We start from the raw sequence: 16,190 nt of genomic DNA on the forward strand, positions 1-16,190 counted from the left end.
CTTGAGCACCCACCGCACCCTCGGCACCTTGAGCGCCTTGAACGCCCTCGCCGCCCTGAGCACCTTGAACACCCTGAACACCCACGTCGCCCTGAGCACCTTGAACACCCTGAACACCCTGAACACCCACGTCGCCCTGAGCACCTTGAGCGCCCTCAGAACCCACAGCGCCCTGGAACCCCTGGGCACCTTGAGCACCCACCGCGCCCTCGGCACCTTGAGCGCCCTCAGAACCCACAGCGCCCTGGAACCCCTGGGCACCCTGAGCACCCACCGCACCCTGGACACCCTGAACGCCCTGAACGCCCTGAACGCCTTCAGAGCCCACGGCGCCCTGAGCACCCTGGAACCCCTGAGCACCCACCGCACCCTCGGCACCCTGAGCGCCTTGAACGCCCTCGCCGCCCACAGCGCCCTTAGCACCTTGGAAACCTTGAGCACCCTGAACTCCGTGGGCACCTTGAGGGCCCTGGACGCCATGCGGGTACTTCGGCGGCCCGCCCTCGTCGTGCCCATCCCACGGGCCCTGCCAGCCCTGCGGGCCGTGGTCCGGTGTCCTTCCTGGGTAGTCGTCCCCCGAATCGTCAGGTCCGCCGCCGTCTTCGCGGACAGTCGACCAGGACAACGGCCACCCGCCGTATTGGCCCAGCGGACCGGGTGTACCGATGTACACGCCCTGGGCAGACGATTTCGCTTCAACTGGTTGCGCTGCGGCTACGGGCCCACCCGTCATCCCGACTGCCAGCAGGACAGAACTCAGCCCTGATGCGGCGCGGCCTTGCTTCAGCCCTCGCCGCAGCCGTCGGTTGTTGCTCATGACCCCTCCAGAGAACCGCCCGGATGTACCCAGAGCTACTAGTCGGTGACACATGGTCACTTTACGGCGATTTGCAGCGTATCCCGCTGTTCCATCCAATAAGGAGGTTTCAGCTTTAGTTAGGTAGATTTCAGACAAAGTGGATTTTTTTCGAAATCAGTTTGCGCAAGCCCCGGCCCCACTTCGACCCGGCGTGCGACCGCCCATCCCAAGAACTCGCCACGTTCGGGTCCAGCTCTGAACGCAGCACGATCCCGAACGTAACGATCAGCATTTCGGGCCCGCCTCGGGCGCGCAGCATCGCAGTCTCGTGTGGCGAGGCAACAACGCCGTGGCAGCCCGCGCGCTGCGCCGGGAGCGCCATACGGACAACCAGCTCGCCCGTCGTGGTGTTCACCCTGACTTCGACGAGATTCGATTCAGTGACGCGCGTGACCTCTGTCAGTGCTCATTTGCTGCGATCCAGCCGCGCAGCACCGCGATCGGCTCAACGGAAGAGTGTCCCAGCCGCAAGTAGCACTTTTTAGGTCGTTGTGGCGTGTGCCGCGGCCGGCGACGGCCGCGGTTGACCCGGTTGCGCTGCGGGTGTGGGTGGTGGACAACACCGGGTTCCCAAAGACGGCAAGGCCTCGGCATCTGTGGGCTGACAGTATTCCGGCACACTCGGCAAGGTCACCAACTGCCAGATCGCGGTCAGCGTCCACGCCCCGAACGCAAACGCCCGCAGGCTGTGCCAGCAGTCGGTCATGTGGACCGGGCCGGGGCGAAAGAGCCGAAGCATCCGAGGAGGGTCCAGTGCGGCGACGACGGCGGCCTGCCCGAATGCTGGCTACTCGTGCAATGGCCCGGCCATGACGAGCCCAGCGACTACTGACTGTCTGACCTGCCTCGGCTGGCAACGCCATGTCACTCTCACCACCGCCGCCCAACCGTTCCTTACCCAACTCCGGCTGGCACACCAAAGGCAACGGGCAGACCTGAGCCTGTATGCCGCCCTCCGGGAACTGCAATACACGCTCGCGTTCTGGCTTGGGTTCTGCCCTCTCTGCCGCCAACTCGTCCCCACCTAATAAGACACTACTAACGCCTCAGATGGTGACCGTCGACTCGCCAGCCTTCGTGGTCACCTTGGCATCGGGCACGCCGGTCCAATGGGCCGTCCATTCCGCCAGTACGGCGGCGAAGGCGGCGTCGTCCAGGCCGTACGTCGTGATGGTGAGCGAGATCGGGCCCTCGGCGTCACCGGTCAACGGCGCCTGCGCCGCGACGACCAACAGGTGACCGGCCTGATTCACGGTGATCTGCTGGTAGCGGCTGGTGTGCCAGGGCTGTCCGTCGGTCCCCACGATCGCCAGCACCTCGGCGGCGGCGGCCGTACCCGTGAGGTAGATGGTGCGACGGCGGCCCTGCGGGCGGATCTCCAGCAGGAACCGGAGTTGCTCGAAGAAGGACCGCCAGCCCTCCTCCATCCCGTCGTAGACGTCGTCCCAGTCCGTTCCGTCGAGCGAGCCGGGCAGTACGGCCCGGATCGTGGTCCGGTGGCCGTCCGGGACCAGTTCGAGGTACGAGCCGTCGTCAAAGAGCATCCGCTCGGGCGGCTCCTGCTTCGCATGGTCGACGAAGATGTACTGGATCTCGCCGTCGAGGTCCCCGTGGTCCCAGCCGAACCATTCTCGGATCTGTACGGCATCCGTCATCGCCCGCCACACCGTGTCACGGTCAGCGCCGATGGTGGTCTCAACCCGGTACGGCTTGGGTTGCTCGCTCATCTCGTTCGCTCCATTCGATCTGGGCCGTCGTCTCGGTCTGGCTCGTCGACTCGATCTGGGCCGTCGACTTGATCTGGGCCGTCTGACTTGGCTGCTCCCTTGCCCGATGAGGGCCTGACGGGGTGGCCGCCGACGAGCAGGTGGTAGCGCCGCTGGGCGGTGGGCGAGTCGAACTCGGCCGCCAGTTCGGCCACCCGGGTAGCGAGCTGCTCGGCGAACCGGGTGATGTCGGCGGGCTGGTCGAAGCCGATCTCCGCCTCGACGGTGAAGGTGACCAGCCGCTTGCCTGCCGCAACGGCACCCTCACGCATCCGGGCCACGTCGTCGAAGGTCCGTGCGGTGGCCGCCAGCAGGGTGTCGGCGGCGAACCGGTCCTGATCAGCGACGTCCAACTCGCCGACCATGGCCGGCGCGACGATGACCGCGTGCGCGGCGGTCCGCATGACCCGCTCGGTTCGGCCGCGCCGCTGGCGCAGTTCGACCAGCTCGACGAGGCCGCCCTTCTCCATCTCCCGCAGGTGGTAGTTGACCCGCTGGCGGCTCTCGCCGATCCGCGCGGCGAGCCCGGCCGCCGAGGCGGGCTCACGCAGTTCTTCGAGCAGCCGTTGCCGCAGCGGCGTGAGGACTCCCCTCAGCCGAGCCCCGTCCCGAAGCACATCGACACCCGCCGTCACGGACACATCCTGCGATTAGACAAACACGTTTGTCAAATCACACACCGCCGCCCTGGCGTCGGGGCCGCACGGCCAACTCGACCATCCGACGGATCACCTCGACCCGGATGAGCAGCCCCGCCTCCCGGCCGTCCTGCTCGACGGTCGCCCCCAGCCAGTCGAGGCCGCTCTCCGTACCGTGGTGCAGTTCCTCGACCGTGACCACCACATCGCCGCCGGGCGGCAGGTAGTCGCCGCGCCGCAGCTTGACGACCCGAGGCAGCACACCCCGGGGTACGCCGGGCGGCAGCACCGACAGGATGTTGCGAAGCCGGCGCCAGTCCTGCGGCGTCAGCGGTTCGGCGGACTCGGGTAATGCGCCATCGGCCACCACGACCTCCTCGATGTCGGAGAGATCCCGGCCGGCGGGCGCTTGCCGACGACCGCCGGCCGGGTTACCACGCAGGTTCCGCCCCGGAGTCGGGTGTCACGGAGCGGAACCGCCCTGCCGTCCACCCTGGACGGCCCACAACCGCAGTGGTAGATGTATTGCCGATACCAAGAGTGACCACACACTCGCTTACCGTTGGAGTACGTGAAATGAACCTCGATGTATGGATCCGCGCCCTGAAGGCAGCCCGCGCCGGAGCCGGGGTCTCGCAGGAACAACTGGCCACGATGATCCGGTGGAGCGCGTCGACCATCGCCGGGATCGAGACCGGCCGACGCCGCCCCACCACCGAGTTTGCCGTCGCCGCGGACGAGGCGCTGCAAACCGGTGGCCTGCTCGCCCAACTGCTGCGCATCGCCGACGAGCAACGCACCCCGGTCTGGTTCGCCCCCTGGCGCGGCTACGAGGCCGAAGCCACCCGCCTGTGCGCCTTCGAGCCGACGGTGATCCCGGGACTGCTACAAACCGAGGAGTACGCCCGAGCGGTGCTCTCGGCCGGCGGACTGCACGGCCCCGACGACGTGGCGGAACTGCTGAGCGCACGACTCGAACGACAGGATCTGCTCTCCAAGGAGAACCCGCCGGAGTTCCTGGCCATCATCGACGAGTTCGCGCTCCGTCGCCCGGTCGGCGGTCCCGCCGTGCTCGACGCGCAACTCGGACATCTGATCGAGCTGGCCGCGCTGCCACACGTCCACCTGTACGCGCTGCCGGCCAATGTCGGCGCGCACGTCGGGCTCGGCGGCGGCTTCATCCTGGCCGACCTGCCCGACGACGACCGGGTCGCCTACCTGGAGAACGTCGCGAATGGACAGGTGGTCGACGACCCCAAACTCATCCGCTACCTACGCCGCAAGTGGGATAGCCTGCTGGGAGAAAGCCTCTCGGAGAGCGCCACGCTCGAACTACTCAAAGCGCTGAAGGTGACCTGATGACCACTGGCCCCACCTGGCGGACCTCCTCCCGCTCCACCGACACCGGCGGCAACTGTGTCGAGGTGGCGGACAACCTCGCTGACCGCGTACTGGTCCGGGACTCGAAGGACCGGCCGGGACCGGTGCTGACGTTCGGACCGGTGGCCTGGCGTACGTTCGTCACCGAGGTGTCCCGGGTACGGCCGTAGCGGTCAGGCGAGCGGACCCGTCTCCCGTAGCCGGTCGGTCAGGAACTCCTGCTCGGCGGCGTTGTCGCTGAGCGCCAGCGCTGTCCGGTACGCCTCGGCGGCCTCCTCGTGCCGGCCCAGCCGGCGTAGCAGATCCGCCCTGGTCGCCGGCAGGTAGTGGTAACCGGCCAGCCGGCCGTCGCGTTCGATCGCCTCCACCTCGGCCAGTGCCGCCGCCGGTCCGTCCACCATGGACACCGCCACCGCCCGGTTCAGCGCGACCACCGGCGACGGCCAGATCCGCAGCAGCTCGTCGTAGAGGGTACGGATCTGCGGCCAGTCGGTCTCCGGATAGCTCGGCGCCTGCGCGTGCAGGGCGGCGATCGCCGCCTGCACGGTGAACCGACCGGGTGGGCCGGCCCGGAGCGCGCCCACCACCAGCCGATCCGCCTCGGCGATCAGTTCACGGTCCCACGCCGACCGGTCCTGCTCCTCGATCCGCAGCAGCCGACCGTCGGCATCGGTCCGGCTGGCCCGGCGCGCCTGGTGCACCAGCAGCAGGGCCAGCAGCCCGGCGACCTCGCGGTCGGCCGGCAGCAGCAGCCGGAGCATCCGGGCCAGGTCGAGAGCCCGGTCGGTGAGTTCGTCGCGTACCAGGTTCTCGCCGGACCGGGCGGTGTGCCCGGCGGCGTAGAGCAGGTGGACCACGGTGAGCGCCGCGCCGACCCGACCGGGCAGTTCCGCTGCCGGCGGCACCCGGTACGAGATCCTGGCCGCAGTGATCTTCTTCTTGGCCCGGGTCAGCCGGGCCGCCATGGTCGGCTCGGAGACCAGGAACGCGTGCGCGATGTCCGGCGTGGCCAGCCCGCACACCAGCCGCAGGGTCAGCGCCACCCTTGCCTCCAGAGCCAGTGCCGGATGGCAGCAGGTGAAGACCAGCCGGAGTCGGTCGTCGGGAATCGTGTCCGGCTCGACCATCTCGCCCTCCCCCTCATCCGGCCCGAGCAGCAGCGGCAGTTTGGCGTCGAGCGTCCGGCGTCGGCGCATCGCGTTCAGCGCGGTACGCCGGGCCGCCGTGGTCAGCCAGGCGCCGGGCCGATCGGGTACGCCATCGCGCGGCCAGGTCCGCAACGCCTGGACGTACGCCTCCTGTACTGCCTCCTCGGCGGCGTCGAGATCGCGGGTCACCCGCACCGTCGCGGCGAGCACCCAGGCCCACTCGCGACGGTGCGCGTCGGCAACGATCTGGGCGACCGTGCGCCCGCCGGTGCCTCCGACCGGGCCTCCGACCGGCTCTCCGACCGACTCTCCGACCGTGCCTCCGACCGGGCTCAGCTCGGCTCCAGGATCTCGAAGCCGATCAGCGGCCGGACCTCCACGCCACCGCTGACGATCGGGGTCAGCCGGGCCAGCGCCAGCGCGTGGTCGAGATCCCGCGCCTCGATCACGAAGATCCCGGCCAGCGCCTCCTTGGTCTCGATGAACGGGCCGTCGGTCAACAGGTCGTCCCGGATCGCCGTCGCCGTCGTCGACTGCTCCAGCGCCAACCCGGCGACGATCCGGCCGCCCAGTTCGGCGATCCGCGCCGGCAACTCCTCGTGGGCCCGCATGACCTCCGGCGGGATGTCGGCCACGCCACCGGGGGTCTCCCGCTCGAAGATCAGCACCGCGTACTGGGGCATCAGGCCACCGCCCCGGTCGCCGCCAGTGCGGCGGTCAGCCAGGTCTGCCAGCGGGACGCCTCCGCCGCCTCGTCCACACCCTCGGCGAAGTAATGGTGTGCCACTCCGACGGGCCACCCCCACGCGTCCCGGCCGTAGAACCGGTGGAGCGCTTCGGCAGCGCGTACCCCGAGAAAGGCGGGCGTGGCGTAGTCGACCGTGCCCTCGATCGGGGTCAGGCCGGCCGGTGTCAGCCGGATCCGGTCGCCGACGGCGACGTCCGGGCCGACGCCGAGGGCCCGGCGCAGCGCGGCGAAACCGCCCCGCGCGGAGGTCTCCGGACCGGCCGCCGAGACGTAGGCGGCGTCGCGGCCCACGAAGTGCCGCAGGTACTCCCCGAACGTGTGCTGGTAGAAGGCCGTGTGCTGCCGGCAGGCGTCCAGCTCACGCTCGTAGTCCCCGGCGATCACCCCACGGTGTACGTAGCGCAGGTAGGACCCCGTGCCGCGCGGCTCCACCCGGTAGTCGAGTTCGTTGGCGCCGTCGCCGTCCACCGCCCGGGTCACGAACCGGTTCGGCGGATCCCAGACCGTCACCGTGCCGCCGGAGCCGCTCAGCCCCCGCTCGGCCCCGCCGACCCGTGGCTCGTAGTCGATTTTCCACAGCCAGCCGGCGGTGTGCGCGGTGAACCCCGCCCACACCTCCGACGGGCTCGCGGACAACTCGCCCTCCCAGCGCACCTCGAACTGCCTGCCCATGTCGACCGCCTCCATCGCTGTCGCCGTAGCCGAGCCTCGCGGCTCCCTCTACCTCACCGACAAGCGACGTCCGACGGAATCGACATCGGCCCGGAATTTCTTCCGGGCGAGTGGCGAATCAGTATGAGTAGAAGCCCTTGCCGGTCTTCCGGCCCAGGTCACCGGCGGCGGCCATCCGTTGCAGCAGCTCCGGTGGGAAGAACTTCTCGTCTGCGGTGTCGGCGTAGATGTTCTTCGTGGCGTTCAGCAGCACGTCGACGCCGGTCAGGTCGGTGGTGGCCAGCGGACCCATCGCGTGTCCGAAGCCCAGCTTGCAGGCGGTGTCCAGATCCTCCGGCGAGATCACCCCGGACTCGACGAGCTTGATGGCCTCCATCACCAGTGCGGTGATCAGCCGGGTGGTGACGAAGCCGGCGATGTCGCGGTTGACCACCACGCAGGTCTTGCCGATCTCCTCGGCGAAGGCGCGCGCGGTCGCCAGCGTCTCGTCGCTGGTCTTGTAGCCGCGTACCAGTTCACAGAGCTTCATCATCGGTACCGGCGAGAAGAAGTGCGTACCCACGACCGACTCCGGCCGGTCGGTCACCGCCGCGATCTGGGTGATCGGGATCGCCGAGGTGTTGGTGGCCAGCACGGCACCGGGGGCGCAGATCTTGTCCAGCGCCCGGAACACCTCGTGCTTGAGTTCCAGCTTCTCGAAGACCGCCTCGACCACGATGTCGGCGTCCCCGGCCGCCTCCAGTTCGGTGGTCGGGGTGATCCGGGTGAGCGTCGCCTCGACGTCCCCGGCCTCGATGGTGCCCTTGGCCGCGAACCTCTCCAGGGACGTACGGATGCCGGACAGGCCACGCCGGGTCGCGGCGTCGTCGATGTCGCGGAGCGTCACCTCCCAACCCGCCAGTGCGGCGACCTGGGCAATGCCCGAACCCATCAGACCGGCCCCGACTACCGCGAGTCGACCCGCCATGTGCTCACTCCCTCGGCTGGATTGTGTCCGTCCCGAGCACGATAACGGGCGTCCTGCGGACCGACCGACGCCGGCTGCGAGGGCATGTTCGCAGCCGGCGTCGGTGTCCGAGGTTTTGCCGGGCGTACCAGGCAGGATCAGCTCGCGGCACGCAGCGGAGCGAGCGCCTTGCTCCAGGCCACCGTCTGGTCGAGCGTGGTGGTGAGAGCCGCGAGGTGGAAGTCGTTGGGCTTGAAGACGCTGAAGTTCTCGAAGTCGCTGAAGAGCGACAGCGCCACCTGGGACCGTACGTCGGCCATCATCAGCTCGCCGGCGATCAGGCGCAGGTGCTCCACCGCGCGGGTACCACCGACGGAGCCGTAGCTGACGAAGCCGACGGCCTTGTTGTTCCACTCGGCGAAGAGGAAGTCGATCGCGTTCTTCAGCGCACCGGAGGTGGAGTGGTTGTACTCCGGGGTCACGATGACGAACCCGTCGAACGAGGCGATCTTGGCGGCCCACTCCAGGGTGTGCGGCTGCGAGTACTGCCCCATCGACGGCGGCACGGGCTCGTCGAGGTGCGGGAGTTTGTAGTCAAGGAGGTCGACCAGCTCGAAGTCCGCGTCGGTGCGCTGCGCGGCGACCTCCTGCACCCAGCGGGCCACCTGCTCGCCGTTGCGGCCTGGACGGGTGCTGCCAAGGATGATGCCAATTCTGGTCATTTCTGTAATTTCCCCTCTAAAGTTCGCAGCACTCACGTGCTTGCTCGGTCAAGCAAATATTCGGGTTGTTGCTTTGTCAAGCAACTGCCGTGTTAGTGTGTTCTCCATGACAGCCCCGTCGCCGTTGAGCAACGACGAGGAGGCGTTCGTACGGGCCCTGGCTCGGGTGATCATCGTCGTCCCCCGGGCGCTGGATGCCGACCTGATGCGCGAACAGCGCCTCTCGATGAACGAGTACGCGGCCCTGATGAACCTCTCGGAAGCACCCGACCGGCGGATGCGGATGAGCGAACTCGCGAACGTCTGTGACCTGTCGCTGAGCGGGATGACCCGGATAGTCACCCGCCTGGAGCAGCAGAGCTTCGTCGAGCGGGTCCGATGCCCCGAGGACGCCCGCGGCTGGAACGCGGTCCTCACCGACGCCGGACTGGCCCGGCTGGAGCAGGCGTACCCGGCGAATCTCGCCAGCGTGCGCCGGCACATCGTCGATCACGTCGCCGGCCTGGATCTCCCCCGGGTCACCGAGGCCCTGCAACGCTTCGCCACCACCGGAACGTGCGCGGAGCAGACGACCGAGGAGCCCACCGCCTGACCCGGTCAGCCGCCCGCCGGTCATAGCGTGAAAGCCGGCTCTTCCGGCGCGGTCGCCCGCTCCACCTCGACCCCCAGGGTCCGCAGGTCGGCGATGAAGTCCGGATAGCCGCGATCGACGTGGTGCACGTGCGAGACCTCGGTGACCCCGTCGGCGCAGAGACCGGCGATCACCAGGCCGGCACCGGCCCGGATGTCGGTGGCCCGGACCGGTGCACTCGACAGCCGCTCCCGGCCCCGGACCACCGCGTGGTGCCCGTCCGTCTTGATGTCCGCACCCAGCCGGGCCATCTCGTTCACGAACATGAACCGGCCGTCGAAGATGTTCTCGGTGACCAGCGAGGGACCCTCGCTCACCGAGGCCAACGCGATCGCCATCGGCAACAGGTCGGTGGCGAACCCGGGAAACGGCAGCGTCACCACGTCGACCGCCGACGGCCGCCGGTCGAGCTGCACCCGGAACGCGTCGGTCCGGGTCTCCACCAGGCAGCCGGCGGAGACCAACTTGTCGAGCGCGATCTCCAGGAAGGCCGGGCTCGCGCCGGTCACCGTCACGTCGCCCTGGGTCATCGCCGCCCCGAACGCCCAGGTGCCGGCAACGATCCGGTCCCCCACCGTGGCATGGCGTACGGGGTGCAGCTCGGCGACGCCCTCGATCCGCAGGGTGGAGGTGCCGGCGCCCTCGATCCTGGCCCCCATCGAGGAGAGCATCGCGCAGATGTCGACGATCTCCGGTTCCCGGGCGGCGTTGTCGATCTCGGTAACCCCCCTGGCCAGCACCGCCGCCATCACCAGATTCTCGGTGGCACCGACGCTCGGGAAGTCGAGCCAGATCGCCGCGCCGCGCAGGCCGTTCGGTGCGGAGGCGATGACGAAGCCGTGCTCGCCAGAGATCTCCGCACCCATCCGGGCCAGCCCGGCCACGTGCATGTCCAACCCCCGGGAGCCGATGGCGTCCCCGCCGGGATGGGCGACCCGGACGTACCCGCGCCGGGCCAGCAGCGGTCCCAGCACGCAGATCGATGCCCGTAGCCGGCGTACCAGGTCGTAGTCCGCCTCCGTACCGGGCGCCTCCGGCACCTCGACCGTCACCGAACAGGACCGGGGCGCACCTTCGAGGACGTCCGCCGTCGTACCCGTGCCGTGGTCGACGAACGGCACCGGCTCGTCATCGGCGAACGAGACCTGGCAGCCGAGTCTGCGCAGCACCTCTGCCATGATCGCGATATCGGTGATCCGGGGAACGTTGGTGATCACGCTTCGGCCGGGCGCGAGCAGGGCGGCGGCCATCAGCTTCAGCGCGGAGTTCTTGGCACCCACGACGTGCACCCGACCGGCCAGCCGGGCACCGCCGGGCACCCTGATCACATCCACGTCGCACATCGTAGAGTCGTCGGCTCCGCCCGGCCCGGAGCCGCTGACCCACCCTCCGACCGTATCCGTATCCGTATCCGTATCCGTCCCCGCCGCCGATCCCGGGTCCGAGCCCGGGTCCGGTCCGGCCAGCGTCCCCGGCCGCGCGGGCGCGATCTGCGTCGACATCCGTACGCTGTACGTCATGGCCGTCCACCTCACCCGCATCTACACCAGGGCCGGCGACGCCGGCACGACCAGACTCGGCAACAACGAGCAGGTCGCCAAAACGGATCCGCGGATCGCCGCGTACGCCGACGTCGACGAGTGCAACGCAGCCATCGGAGTGGCGCTGGCGCTCGGCCAACTCGACGAGGGCCTCCGCTCGGTGCTGGGCACGATCCAGAACGACCTGTTCGACGTCGGCGCCGATCTGTCCAACCCGATCGAGCCGGAGCCGGCGTACCCGCCGTTGCGGGTCACCGAGGAGTACGTGCTCCGCCTGGAGGGCTGGTGCGACGAGTACAACGCGGAGCTGGCCAAACTCGACTCCTTCGTTCTTCCGGGCGGTACCCCCGGAGCGGCGCTGCTGCACGTGGCACGCACGGTCGCCCGGCGCGCAGAGCGCTCGGCGTGGGCACTGCTCACCGCCGAACCCGATCGAACCAGTACTCTTCCGGCAAAGTATCTCAACCGCCTCTCGGATCTGCTGTTCATCCTCGGAAGAACGGCGAATCCGGACGGTGACGTGCTATGGGTCCCCGGCGGCAACCGGTAGTCCCCGATGGGCGGGTTGCACCATGTCGAGGTCTGGGTACCCCGCCTCGGCCCCGCCGAACGTAGCTGGGGCTGGCTGCTCGGCGAGCTGGGCTGGACGCCGGAGCAGAGCTGGGCGGCCGGACGCTCCTGGCGACTCGGCGCGACGTACCTGGTTCTGGAGGAGTCCCCCGCGCTGTCGTCCCGGCGGCACGACCGGCTCGCCCCGGGCCTCAATCACCTGGCCTTCCACGCCGGCCCGCCCCCCGTGGTGGACCGGCTGGTCGCCGAGGCGCCGACGTACGGCTGGTCGCTGCTCTTCGCCGACCGCCACCCGTACGCCGGCGGGCCCGGCAACTACGCCGGTTACCTGACCGACGAGTCCGGGTTCGAGGTGGAACTCTGTGCCTCAGTCCTCGCCGCCCGGGACTGACCGCCCGGAAGTTCCCCGGCCGACCGGAAAGGGCCGCCGGGCCCTCGGACCGGCCGGACGGCGCGGTTGTCCCATTGGTGAACCGCCCCGCCGCCGGGACCGCCGCTGGGGCACGGACGCGGGCACGGGCACGGATGGCGGCACCGGCGCGCTGGCCGGCGGGCCGCTGCCGCCGCGCCCCGGGGCAGCGGACTGGGAGAGCAGCCAGCGCCGCAGCCACAGTCCGGCCACCACCGCTGCCGGCACCACCGCTGCGACCACCAGCGCGCCGGCGGCAGCCAGGTACCACCACCCGGGCGGCAGCCCGGTGAGGCGGTCGACGAGCGTGCCGGCGAGGTCCACCCGTCAACCGTGCCTGGCGCGGTGGGCACCCGACCTCGTACCGACGGTCACCCCGGCTCCGCCAACTGGCCGGTCGGCACCCTAGGGGCCGGGCGGACCGGCTTCAGGGTTGCCCCTCGACGACGCGGGGATCGATCGGCTGGAAGTCGTCGTCGACCAGACCGAGGCGGTGCGCGACCACCGCGGCCTGGACCCGGTTGCGGAGCCCGAGCTTGTCCATCGCGGCCGAGACGTGGGTCTTGACCGTGGTGACTCCCAGATGCATCCGCGCGGCGATCTCGGCGTTGGAGAGCCCGGCACCGACCAGGGCCAGCACCTCACGCTCCCGGCCGCTGAGCAGCCGCCGCCCCGAGGGTCGCAGGCTGTCGACCTCCCGCTCGGCGTCCCGGGTGTGCGCCAGCAACGCGCGGTTGACGATCCGGGCCAGTACGGGCGGCGCCAGCAGCGGTTCGCCCCGGGCCGCCCGACCCACGGCCTCCACCAGGTCCTCCGGGGCGCCGTCCTTGACCAGGTAGCCGATCGCACCGGCACCGAGCGCCCCGTAGATGTTGGCGTCGTCGGCGAAGGTGGTGAGCACCAGCACCCGGGTCGCCGGGTGCCGGTCGAGGATCTGCCGGGTCGCCTCGATGCCGTCCATCCGGGGCATCCGCAGATCCATCAGTACGACGTCCGGGCGCAGCCGTTCGGCCAGCCGGACCGCCTCGCGGCCGTCGCCCGCCTCGCCGACGATGTCGAATCCGCCCGCGGTGCGCAGCAGCAGCGTCACGCCGGCCCGGACCAGGGCCTGGTCGTCCACCACGAGTACCCGGATCACCGCCCGGACCGCCCGGCACGTTCCGCCTCCGCTGGCCGGGCGACGACCTTCTCACAGCTCGGACCGGCACCCTTCGCACAGGTCGGACCGGCACCCTTGTCCCGGATCGGGCCCGTGGTGCCCTTCTCCCTGATCGGCAGGTACGCGGCCAGGCGCCAGCCGCCGCTGCTGGTGGGGCCGGCGAGCAGTGTCCCGCCGAGCAGCCGGACCCGTTCCCGCATTCCCGCCAGCCCGTGCCCGGACGGCGGCAGCAGCGACGGCCGGGGATGTTCCGGCCCGGTGTCCAGCACCTCGACCAGCAGCCCCGTGTTGTCGGGCCGGATGTCCACCGACGCGGTCGCGCCGGGTCCCGCGTGCTTGAGGGTGTTGGTCAGTCCCTCCTGGATCACCCGGGCGGCGGTGGTCCGCACCACCAGCGGGGCGTCGCCGACATCGGGAGCCAGGCTCATCTGGACCGCCACCCCGGCCGATCGGACCCGCTGCTCCGCGTCCGTGATCAACTGCTCCGGCTCGATCGGTGGTCCGCCCGCCGTCACCGCGTCGGGGTCACGCAGCACCTCCAGCAGCGCCCGCAGCTCGTCCAGCACCTGGCCGGCGGTGACCCGCAGGTCGCCGAGGGCGTGCACGGCGTCGTCCACCCGTCCGGTACGGCGGGCGGCGTACTGGGCCGCGCCCGCCTGTAGCGCGATCGCCCCCACGTGGTGCGCGACGATGTCGTGCAGGTCCCGGGCGATGGCGGCGCGTTCGGCCAGCCGCGCGGCCCGGGTCTGGACCTCCTGCTGCGCCTCCACGTCGCGGGCCCGCTCCTCGGCCAACCGGGCCACCCGGCGCACCCCGCTCAGGTAGCGGGCCAGGGCGACCGGCGCGATGACGAACCCGGCGAACCCGGCGAGTTGGATGAACCCCTGCTGTCCGGGCAGCAGCCCGTCGCTGCCCGGACCGACCAGGTGGACCAGTGAGGCGGCGTACGCCAGCCCGAGCGCCGCGCCGATCGACGGCCACCTGGCGGTGAAGGCGACCAGGCCCACCGCGACCAGCGCTCCGAACTGGGCGACGTCCCCGGCCCAGGGCGCGGCCCAGTTGGCGAGTGCCAGCAGCAGGCACTCGACCGCCAGTACCGGCCAGGGCCAGCGGCGGGCGCCGACCAGGATCAGCCCGGCTGTCACCGCGACCGCCAGCCCGAGCGGACGGGCCTGTACCACCGGCCAGCCGAGCTTGATCAGTCCCAAGCCACCGCCGACCAGCCCGAGCAGCACGTCCGGCCACCACCTTCGCTGATCCCGCACGCTCGCAACGATACGGAGCGGAACCGCGCGCGGCGACTCCTGCCACCGGCCGCGCTCCGCCTCCTCCAACTGGCCGATACACCGACCGGCCGGACGACATCGAAAGAAGATCGTCTCGCCTAGCTTCGGTCCGTGCCCACCGAAATGATCTCGTTTCTGGCCCAGTTGGCCCGCAGCCCACGGGCGGTCGGCGCGATCGCGCCCAGCGGTGTCCCACTGGCCGAACGGATCACCGCGACGATTCCCCGTACCGGCGGTCCGCTGGTGGTCGAACTCGGTCCCGGCACCGGAGCCTTCACCCGGGTGATCCAGCGCCGCCTGGCGGGGCAGGGCAGGCACCTCGCCCTGGAGATCAACGCGACCTTCGCCGACCGTCTGGCCCGGGAACATCCCGGGGTCGACGTGCTCCAGGCCGACGCGGGGAACCTGGCGGATCTGCTCACCGAACGGAACCTGCCCCGCGCCGAGGCGATCGTCAGCGGTCTGCCCTGGGCGGTGTTCACCGCGCAGCGGCAGCGGGAGATCCTCAGCGCCGTCGTCGCGGCCCTCGCCGACGACGGCGCGTTCACCACCTTCGCGTACCAGCACGCCCGGTGGGCACCGCCGGCACGACGGCTGCACCGGACCCTGCGTGAGCTGTTCGAAGAGGTCGTCGTCGGCGGAACCGTGTGGGCGAACCTACCCCCGGCGGTGGTCTACCACTGTCGCCGGCCGGTTCGGCAGCCGCTCGTCGCGGAGGCCGGTACGTCGAGGTCCGCTCGGCGCCCGTCGCCGGTCCGGCCGCTGGGCATGCCCCAGCCCGCCCAGTCCTGACTGTCAGGATGGCGGGGGCTGTCAGGATGGCGGGGGCGGCCCTTCCCCGTCAGGCTCGCGGAGTCGTCAGGCTCGGGGAGTCGGCTCAGCCCCGCGGCGCCGCATTCAGTCCCGGAGCACCAAATGCGAAACCGCCCCCGGAGGGGCGGATTCAAGCCAGGAGAGGAAGCCGGTGACCGTGGAATTCGCCATCGCGATCTCCACGGGAGCCTGGTGGCTGACACATCGCAGGATCACCCAGTCGGCCGGCATGATCAGCCGTTCCTGACCCTCGGGTAGCCGGCGACGCTCCACCGCGAGCCCGCGCCGGGTCAGCACCCGCTTCGGCCCGAACGAGAGGCTGAACATCCGGTACCACCGGAGTTCGGTCTCGGCGAACCGCGCGAAGCCCGGCGACCAGCCCCGGCCGTCGAGCATGGTCGAGACCCGCACGCTGAGCCGGATGATGCCGCCGGAGCGGGCGACCAGGGCCCGCCGGAGAAAGAGCGCCGCGACCGCGACGAGGAACACCAGTACGCCGATCCCGATCCACCGCAGAACCAGCATCGACGTCTCGGTCAGCGCGTCGCGGACTCGGTGACCGGGCTGGCGCTCTCGGCCAGGACCGTGACGCCGTCGCCGGTCACCGACAGGAACCCGCCGGTCACCTCGTAGGTGAGCTGCTCGCCACCGGCCAACTTGATGCGTACCTGGCCGGGCTCGGCGAGCTGCCCGAGCAGCGGCGCATGTCCCGGCAGCACCCCGAGTTCGCCCTCGGTCGTCCGCGCGACGACCATCTCGGCGTCACCCGTCCAGATCTTCTCCTCGACGGATACGAGCTCGACCTGAAGCTGTGCCACGCTGTCTCCTTGCTGCGGCGGCGGGATTGGGGAAAGTCTAATCCGGCTCCCGCCGCCGCACCCAGCCGGGTGGCCCAGATCGCG

The 16,190-nt window shown here is 70.4% G+C and carries 22 protein-coding genes and 1 pseudogene; 7 read left to right on the top strand and 16 right to left on the bottom strand.

The genetic code is table 11. The annotated features are described in order from the left end of the window. Both I0C86_RS43310 and I0C86_RS12695 read right to left on the bottom strand, forming a co-directional pair. Positions 1-480 (bottom strand): hypothetical protein (locus tag I0C86_RS43310; RefSeq protein WP_230394068.1); only part of this gene is annotated, 480 nt, incomplete at its 3' end. Between the two features lie 467 nt (positions 481-947). Then, positions 948-1,214, bottom strand: a complete 267-nt coding sequence (locus I0C86_RS12695; RefSeq protein ID WP_196201436.1) for a hypothetical protein — start codon at positions 1,212-1,214, stop codon at positions 948-950. Positions 1,215-1,381: 167 nt separating this feature from the next. Here I0C86_RS12695 and I0C86_RS45720 point away from each other — a divergent pair. After that, positions 1,382-1,524: pseudogene (locus I0C86_RS45720) on the top strand (transposase); the annotation flags it as partial. Positions 1,525-1,905: 381 nt separating this feature from the next. Here I0C86_RS45720 and I0C86_RS12700 read toward each other — a convergent pair. From I0C86_RS12700 to I0C86_RS12710, 3 genes are read right to left on the bottom strand one after another with little or no spacing between them, the layout of a single operon-like run. Further along, entirely contained in the window at positions 1,906-2,586 is a 681-nt protein-coding gene (locus I0C86_RS12700; RefSeq protein ID WP_196201437.1) for an SRPBCC family protein, read from the bottom strand. Continuing rightward, positions 2,583-3,260, bottom strand: a complete 678-nt coding sequence (locus tag I0C86_RS12705) for a helix-turn-helix domain-containing protein (RefSeq protein WP_196201438.1) — start codon at positions 3,258-3,260, stop codon at positions 2,583-2,585. Before I0C86_RS12705 ends, I0C86_RS12700 begins: the two co-directional genes overlap by 4 nt. Before the next feature lie 37 nt (positions 3,261-3,297). Continuing rightward, positions 3,298-3,630 carry a hypothetical protein gene (locus I0C86_RS12710; RefSeq protein WP_196201439.1) on the bottom strand — a complete coding sequence of 111 codons (333 nt, stop codon included), beginning with the start codon at positions 3,628-3,630 and terminating at the stop codon, positions 3,298-3,300. Between the two features lie 209 nt (positions 3,631-3,839). Between I0C86_RS12710 and I0C86_RS12715 the strand changes: the two genes are divergently transcribed. Both I0C86_RS12715 and I0C86_RS12720 read left to right on the top strand, forming a co-directional pair. After that, on the top strand, positions 3,840-4,622 hold the full coding sequence (locus I0C86_RS12715; RefSeq protein ID WP_196201440.1) for a helix-turn-helix domain-containing protein: 783 nt from the start codon (positions 3,840-3,842) through the stop codon (positions 4,620-4,622). Beyond that, a complete protein-coding gene (locus I0C86_RS12720; RefSeq protein WP_196201441.1) occupies positions 4,622-4,813 on the top strand; it encodes a DUF397 domain-containing protein in 192 nt (63 codons plus the stop codon). Before I0C86_RS12715 ends, I0C86_RS12720 begins: the two co-directional genes overlap by 1 nt. Before the next feature lie 3 nt (positions 4,814-4,816). On the opposite strand, the gene I0C86_RS12725 is transcribed toward I0C86_RS12720, so the two are convergent. The 5 genes from I0C86_RS12725 to I0C86_RS12745 all read right to left on the bottom strand — a co-directional run bounded on the left by I0C86_RS12725 (position 4,817) and on the right by I0C86_RS12745 (position 8,879). Then, positions 4,817-6,001, bottom strand: a complete 1,185-nt coding sequence (locus I0C86_RS12725; protein ID WP_196201442.1) for an RNA polymerase sigma factor — start codon at positions 5,999-6,001, stop codon at positions 4,817-4,819. Between the two features lie 122 nt (positions 6,002-6,123). After that, positions 6,124-6,474 (bottom strand): YciI family protein, encoded by a 351-nt coding sequence (locus I0C86_RS12730; protein ID WP_196201443.1) that lies wholly within the window; start codon positions 6,472-6,474, stop codon positions 6,124-6,126. Beyond that, a complete protein-coding gene (locus tag I0C86_RS12735) occupies positions 6,474-7,211 on the bottom strand; it encodes an SRPBCC family protein (protein ID WP_196201444.1) in 738 nt (245 codons plus the stop codon). Before I0C86_RS12735 ends, I0C86_RS12730 begins: the two co-directional genes overlap by 1 nt. A gap of 118 nt (positions 7,212-7,329) precedes the next feature. Next, positions 7,330-8,178 (bottom strand): 3-hydroxyacyl-CoA dehydrogenase family protein, encoded by an 849-nt coding sequence (locus I0C86_RS12740; RefSeq protein ID WP_196201445.1) that lies wholly within the window; start codon positions 8,176-8,178, stop codon positions 7,330-7,332. Between the two features lie 137 nt (positions 8,179-8,315). Continuing rightward, on the bottom strand, positions 8,316-8,879 hold the full coding sequence (locus I0C86_RS12745; RefSeq protein WP_196201446.1) for an NADPH-dependent FMN reductase: 564 nt from the start codon (positions 8,877-8,879) through the stop codon (positions 8,316-8,318). A gap of 106 nt (positions 8,880-8,985) precedes the next feature. On the opposite strand from I0C86_RS12745, the gene I0C86_RS12750 reads away from it, so the two are divergent. After that, positions 8,986-9,471 (top strand): MarR family winged helix-turn-helix transcriptional regulator, encoded by a 486-nt coding sequence (locus I0C86_RS12750; protein ID WP_196201447.1) that lies wholly within the window; start codon positions 8,986-8,988, stop codon positions 9,469-9,471. A gap of 20 nt (positions 9,472-9,491) precedes the next feature. On the opposite strand, the gene murA is transcribed toward I0C86_RS12750, so the two are convergent. Next, a complete protein-coding gene (gene murA / locus I0C86_RS12755; RefSeq protein ID WP_407676304.1) occupies positions 9,492-11,030 on the bottom strand; it encodes a UDP-N-acetylglucosamine 1-carboxyvinyltransferase in 1,539 nt (512 codons plus the stop codon). Between murA and I0C86_RS12760 the strand changes: the two genes are divergently transcribed. Beyond that, entirely contained in the window at positions 11,029-11,601 is a 573-nt protein-coding gene (locus I0C86_RS12760) for a cob(I)yrinic acid a,c-diamide adenosyltransferase (protein ID WP_196201449.1), read from the top strand. The genes murA and I0C86_RS12760 overlap by 2 nt on opposite strands. 6 nt (positions 11,602-11,607) lie before the next feature. Further along, positions 11,608-12,012, top strand: a complete 405-nt coding sequence (locus tag I0C86_RS12765; protein ID WP_196201450.1) for a VOC family protein — start codon at positions 11,608-11,610, stop codon at positions 12,010-12,012. On the opposite strand, the gene I0C86_RS12770 is transcribed toward I0C86_RS12765, so the two are convergent. The 3 genes from I0C86_RS12770 to I0C86_RS12780 all read right to left on the bottom strand — a co-directional run bounded on the left by I0C86_RS12770 (position 11,989) and on the right by I0C86_RS12780 (position 14,454). Then, positions 11,989-12,354 carry a hypothetical protein gene (locus tag I0C86_RS12770; protein WP_196201451.1) on the bottom strand — a complete coding sequence of 122 codons (366 nt, stop codon included), beginning with the start codon at positions 12,352-12,354 and terminating at the stop codon, positions 11,989-11,991. The genes I0C86_RS12765 and I0C86_RS12770 overlap by 24 nt on opposite strands. A gap of 103 nt (positions 12,355-12,457) precedes the next feature. Further along, the gene (locus tag I0C86_RS12775) at positions 12,458-13,168 is read right to left on the bottom strand and encodes a response regulator (RefSeq protein ID WP_196201452.1); all 711 of its coding nucleotides are present in this window, start codon (positions 13,166-13,168) and stop codon (positions 12,458-12,460) included. Continuing rightward, positions 13,165-14,454 (bottom strand): sensor histidine kinase, encoded by a 1,290-nt coding sequence (locus I0C86_RS12780; protein WP_196201453.1) that lies wholly within the window; start codon positions 14,452-14,454, stop codon positions 13,165-13,167. Before I0C86_RS12780 ends, I0C86_RS12775 begins: the two co-directional genes overlap by 4 nt. 132 nt (positions 14,455-14,586) lie before the next feature. Here I0C86_RS12780 and I0C86_RS12785 point away from each other — a divergent pair, with 132 nt between their 5' ends. After that, the gene (locus I0C86_RS12785; RefSeq protein WP_196201454.1) at positions 14,587-15,267 is read left to right on the top strand and encodes a class I SAM-dependent methyltransferase; all 681 of its coding nucleotides are present in this window, start codon (positions 14,587-14,589) and stop codon (positions 15,265-15,267) included. A 105-nt stretch (positions 15,268-15,372) separates the two neighbouring features. Here I0C86_RS12785 and I0C86_RS12790 read toward each other — a convergent pair whose 3' ends face one another. Both I0C86_RS12790 and I0C86_RS12795 read right to left on the bottom strand, forming a co-directional pair. Then, positions 15,373-15,813: a DUF2550 domain-containing protein gene (locus I0C86_RS12790; protein WP_196201455.1), complete on the bottom strand. Its 441-nt coding sequence runs from the start codon at positions 15,811-15,813 to the stop codon at positions 15,373-15,375. An 11-nt stretch (positions 15,814-15,824) separates the two neighbouring features. Next, on the bottom strand, positions 15,825-16,106 hold the full coding sequence (locus I0C86_RS12795) for a F0F1 ATP synthase subunit epsilon (RefSeq protein ID WP_192765091.1): 282 nt from the start codon (positions 16,104-16,106) through the stop codon (positions 15,825-15,827). Between the last annotated feature and the right edge of the window lie 84 nt (positions 16,107-16,190).

The sequence above is a fragment of the Plantactinospora alkalitolerans genome, assembly GCF_015690345.1.
Classification (GTDB): domain Bacteria; phylum Actinomycetota; class Actinomycetes; order Mycobacteriales; family Micromonosporaceae; genus Plantactinospora; species Plantactinospora alkalitolerans.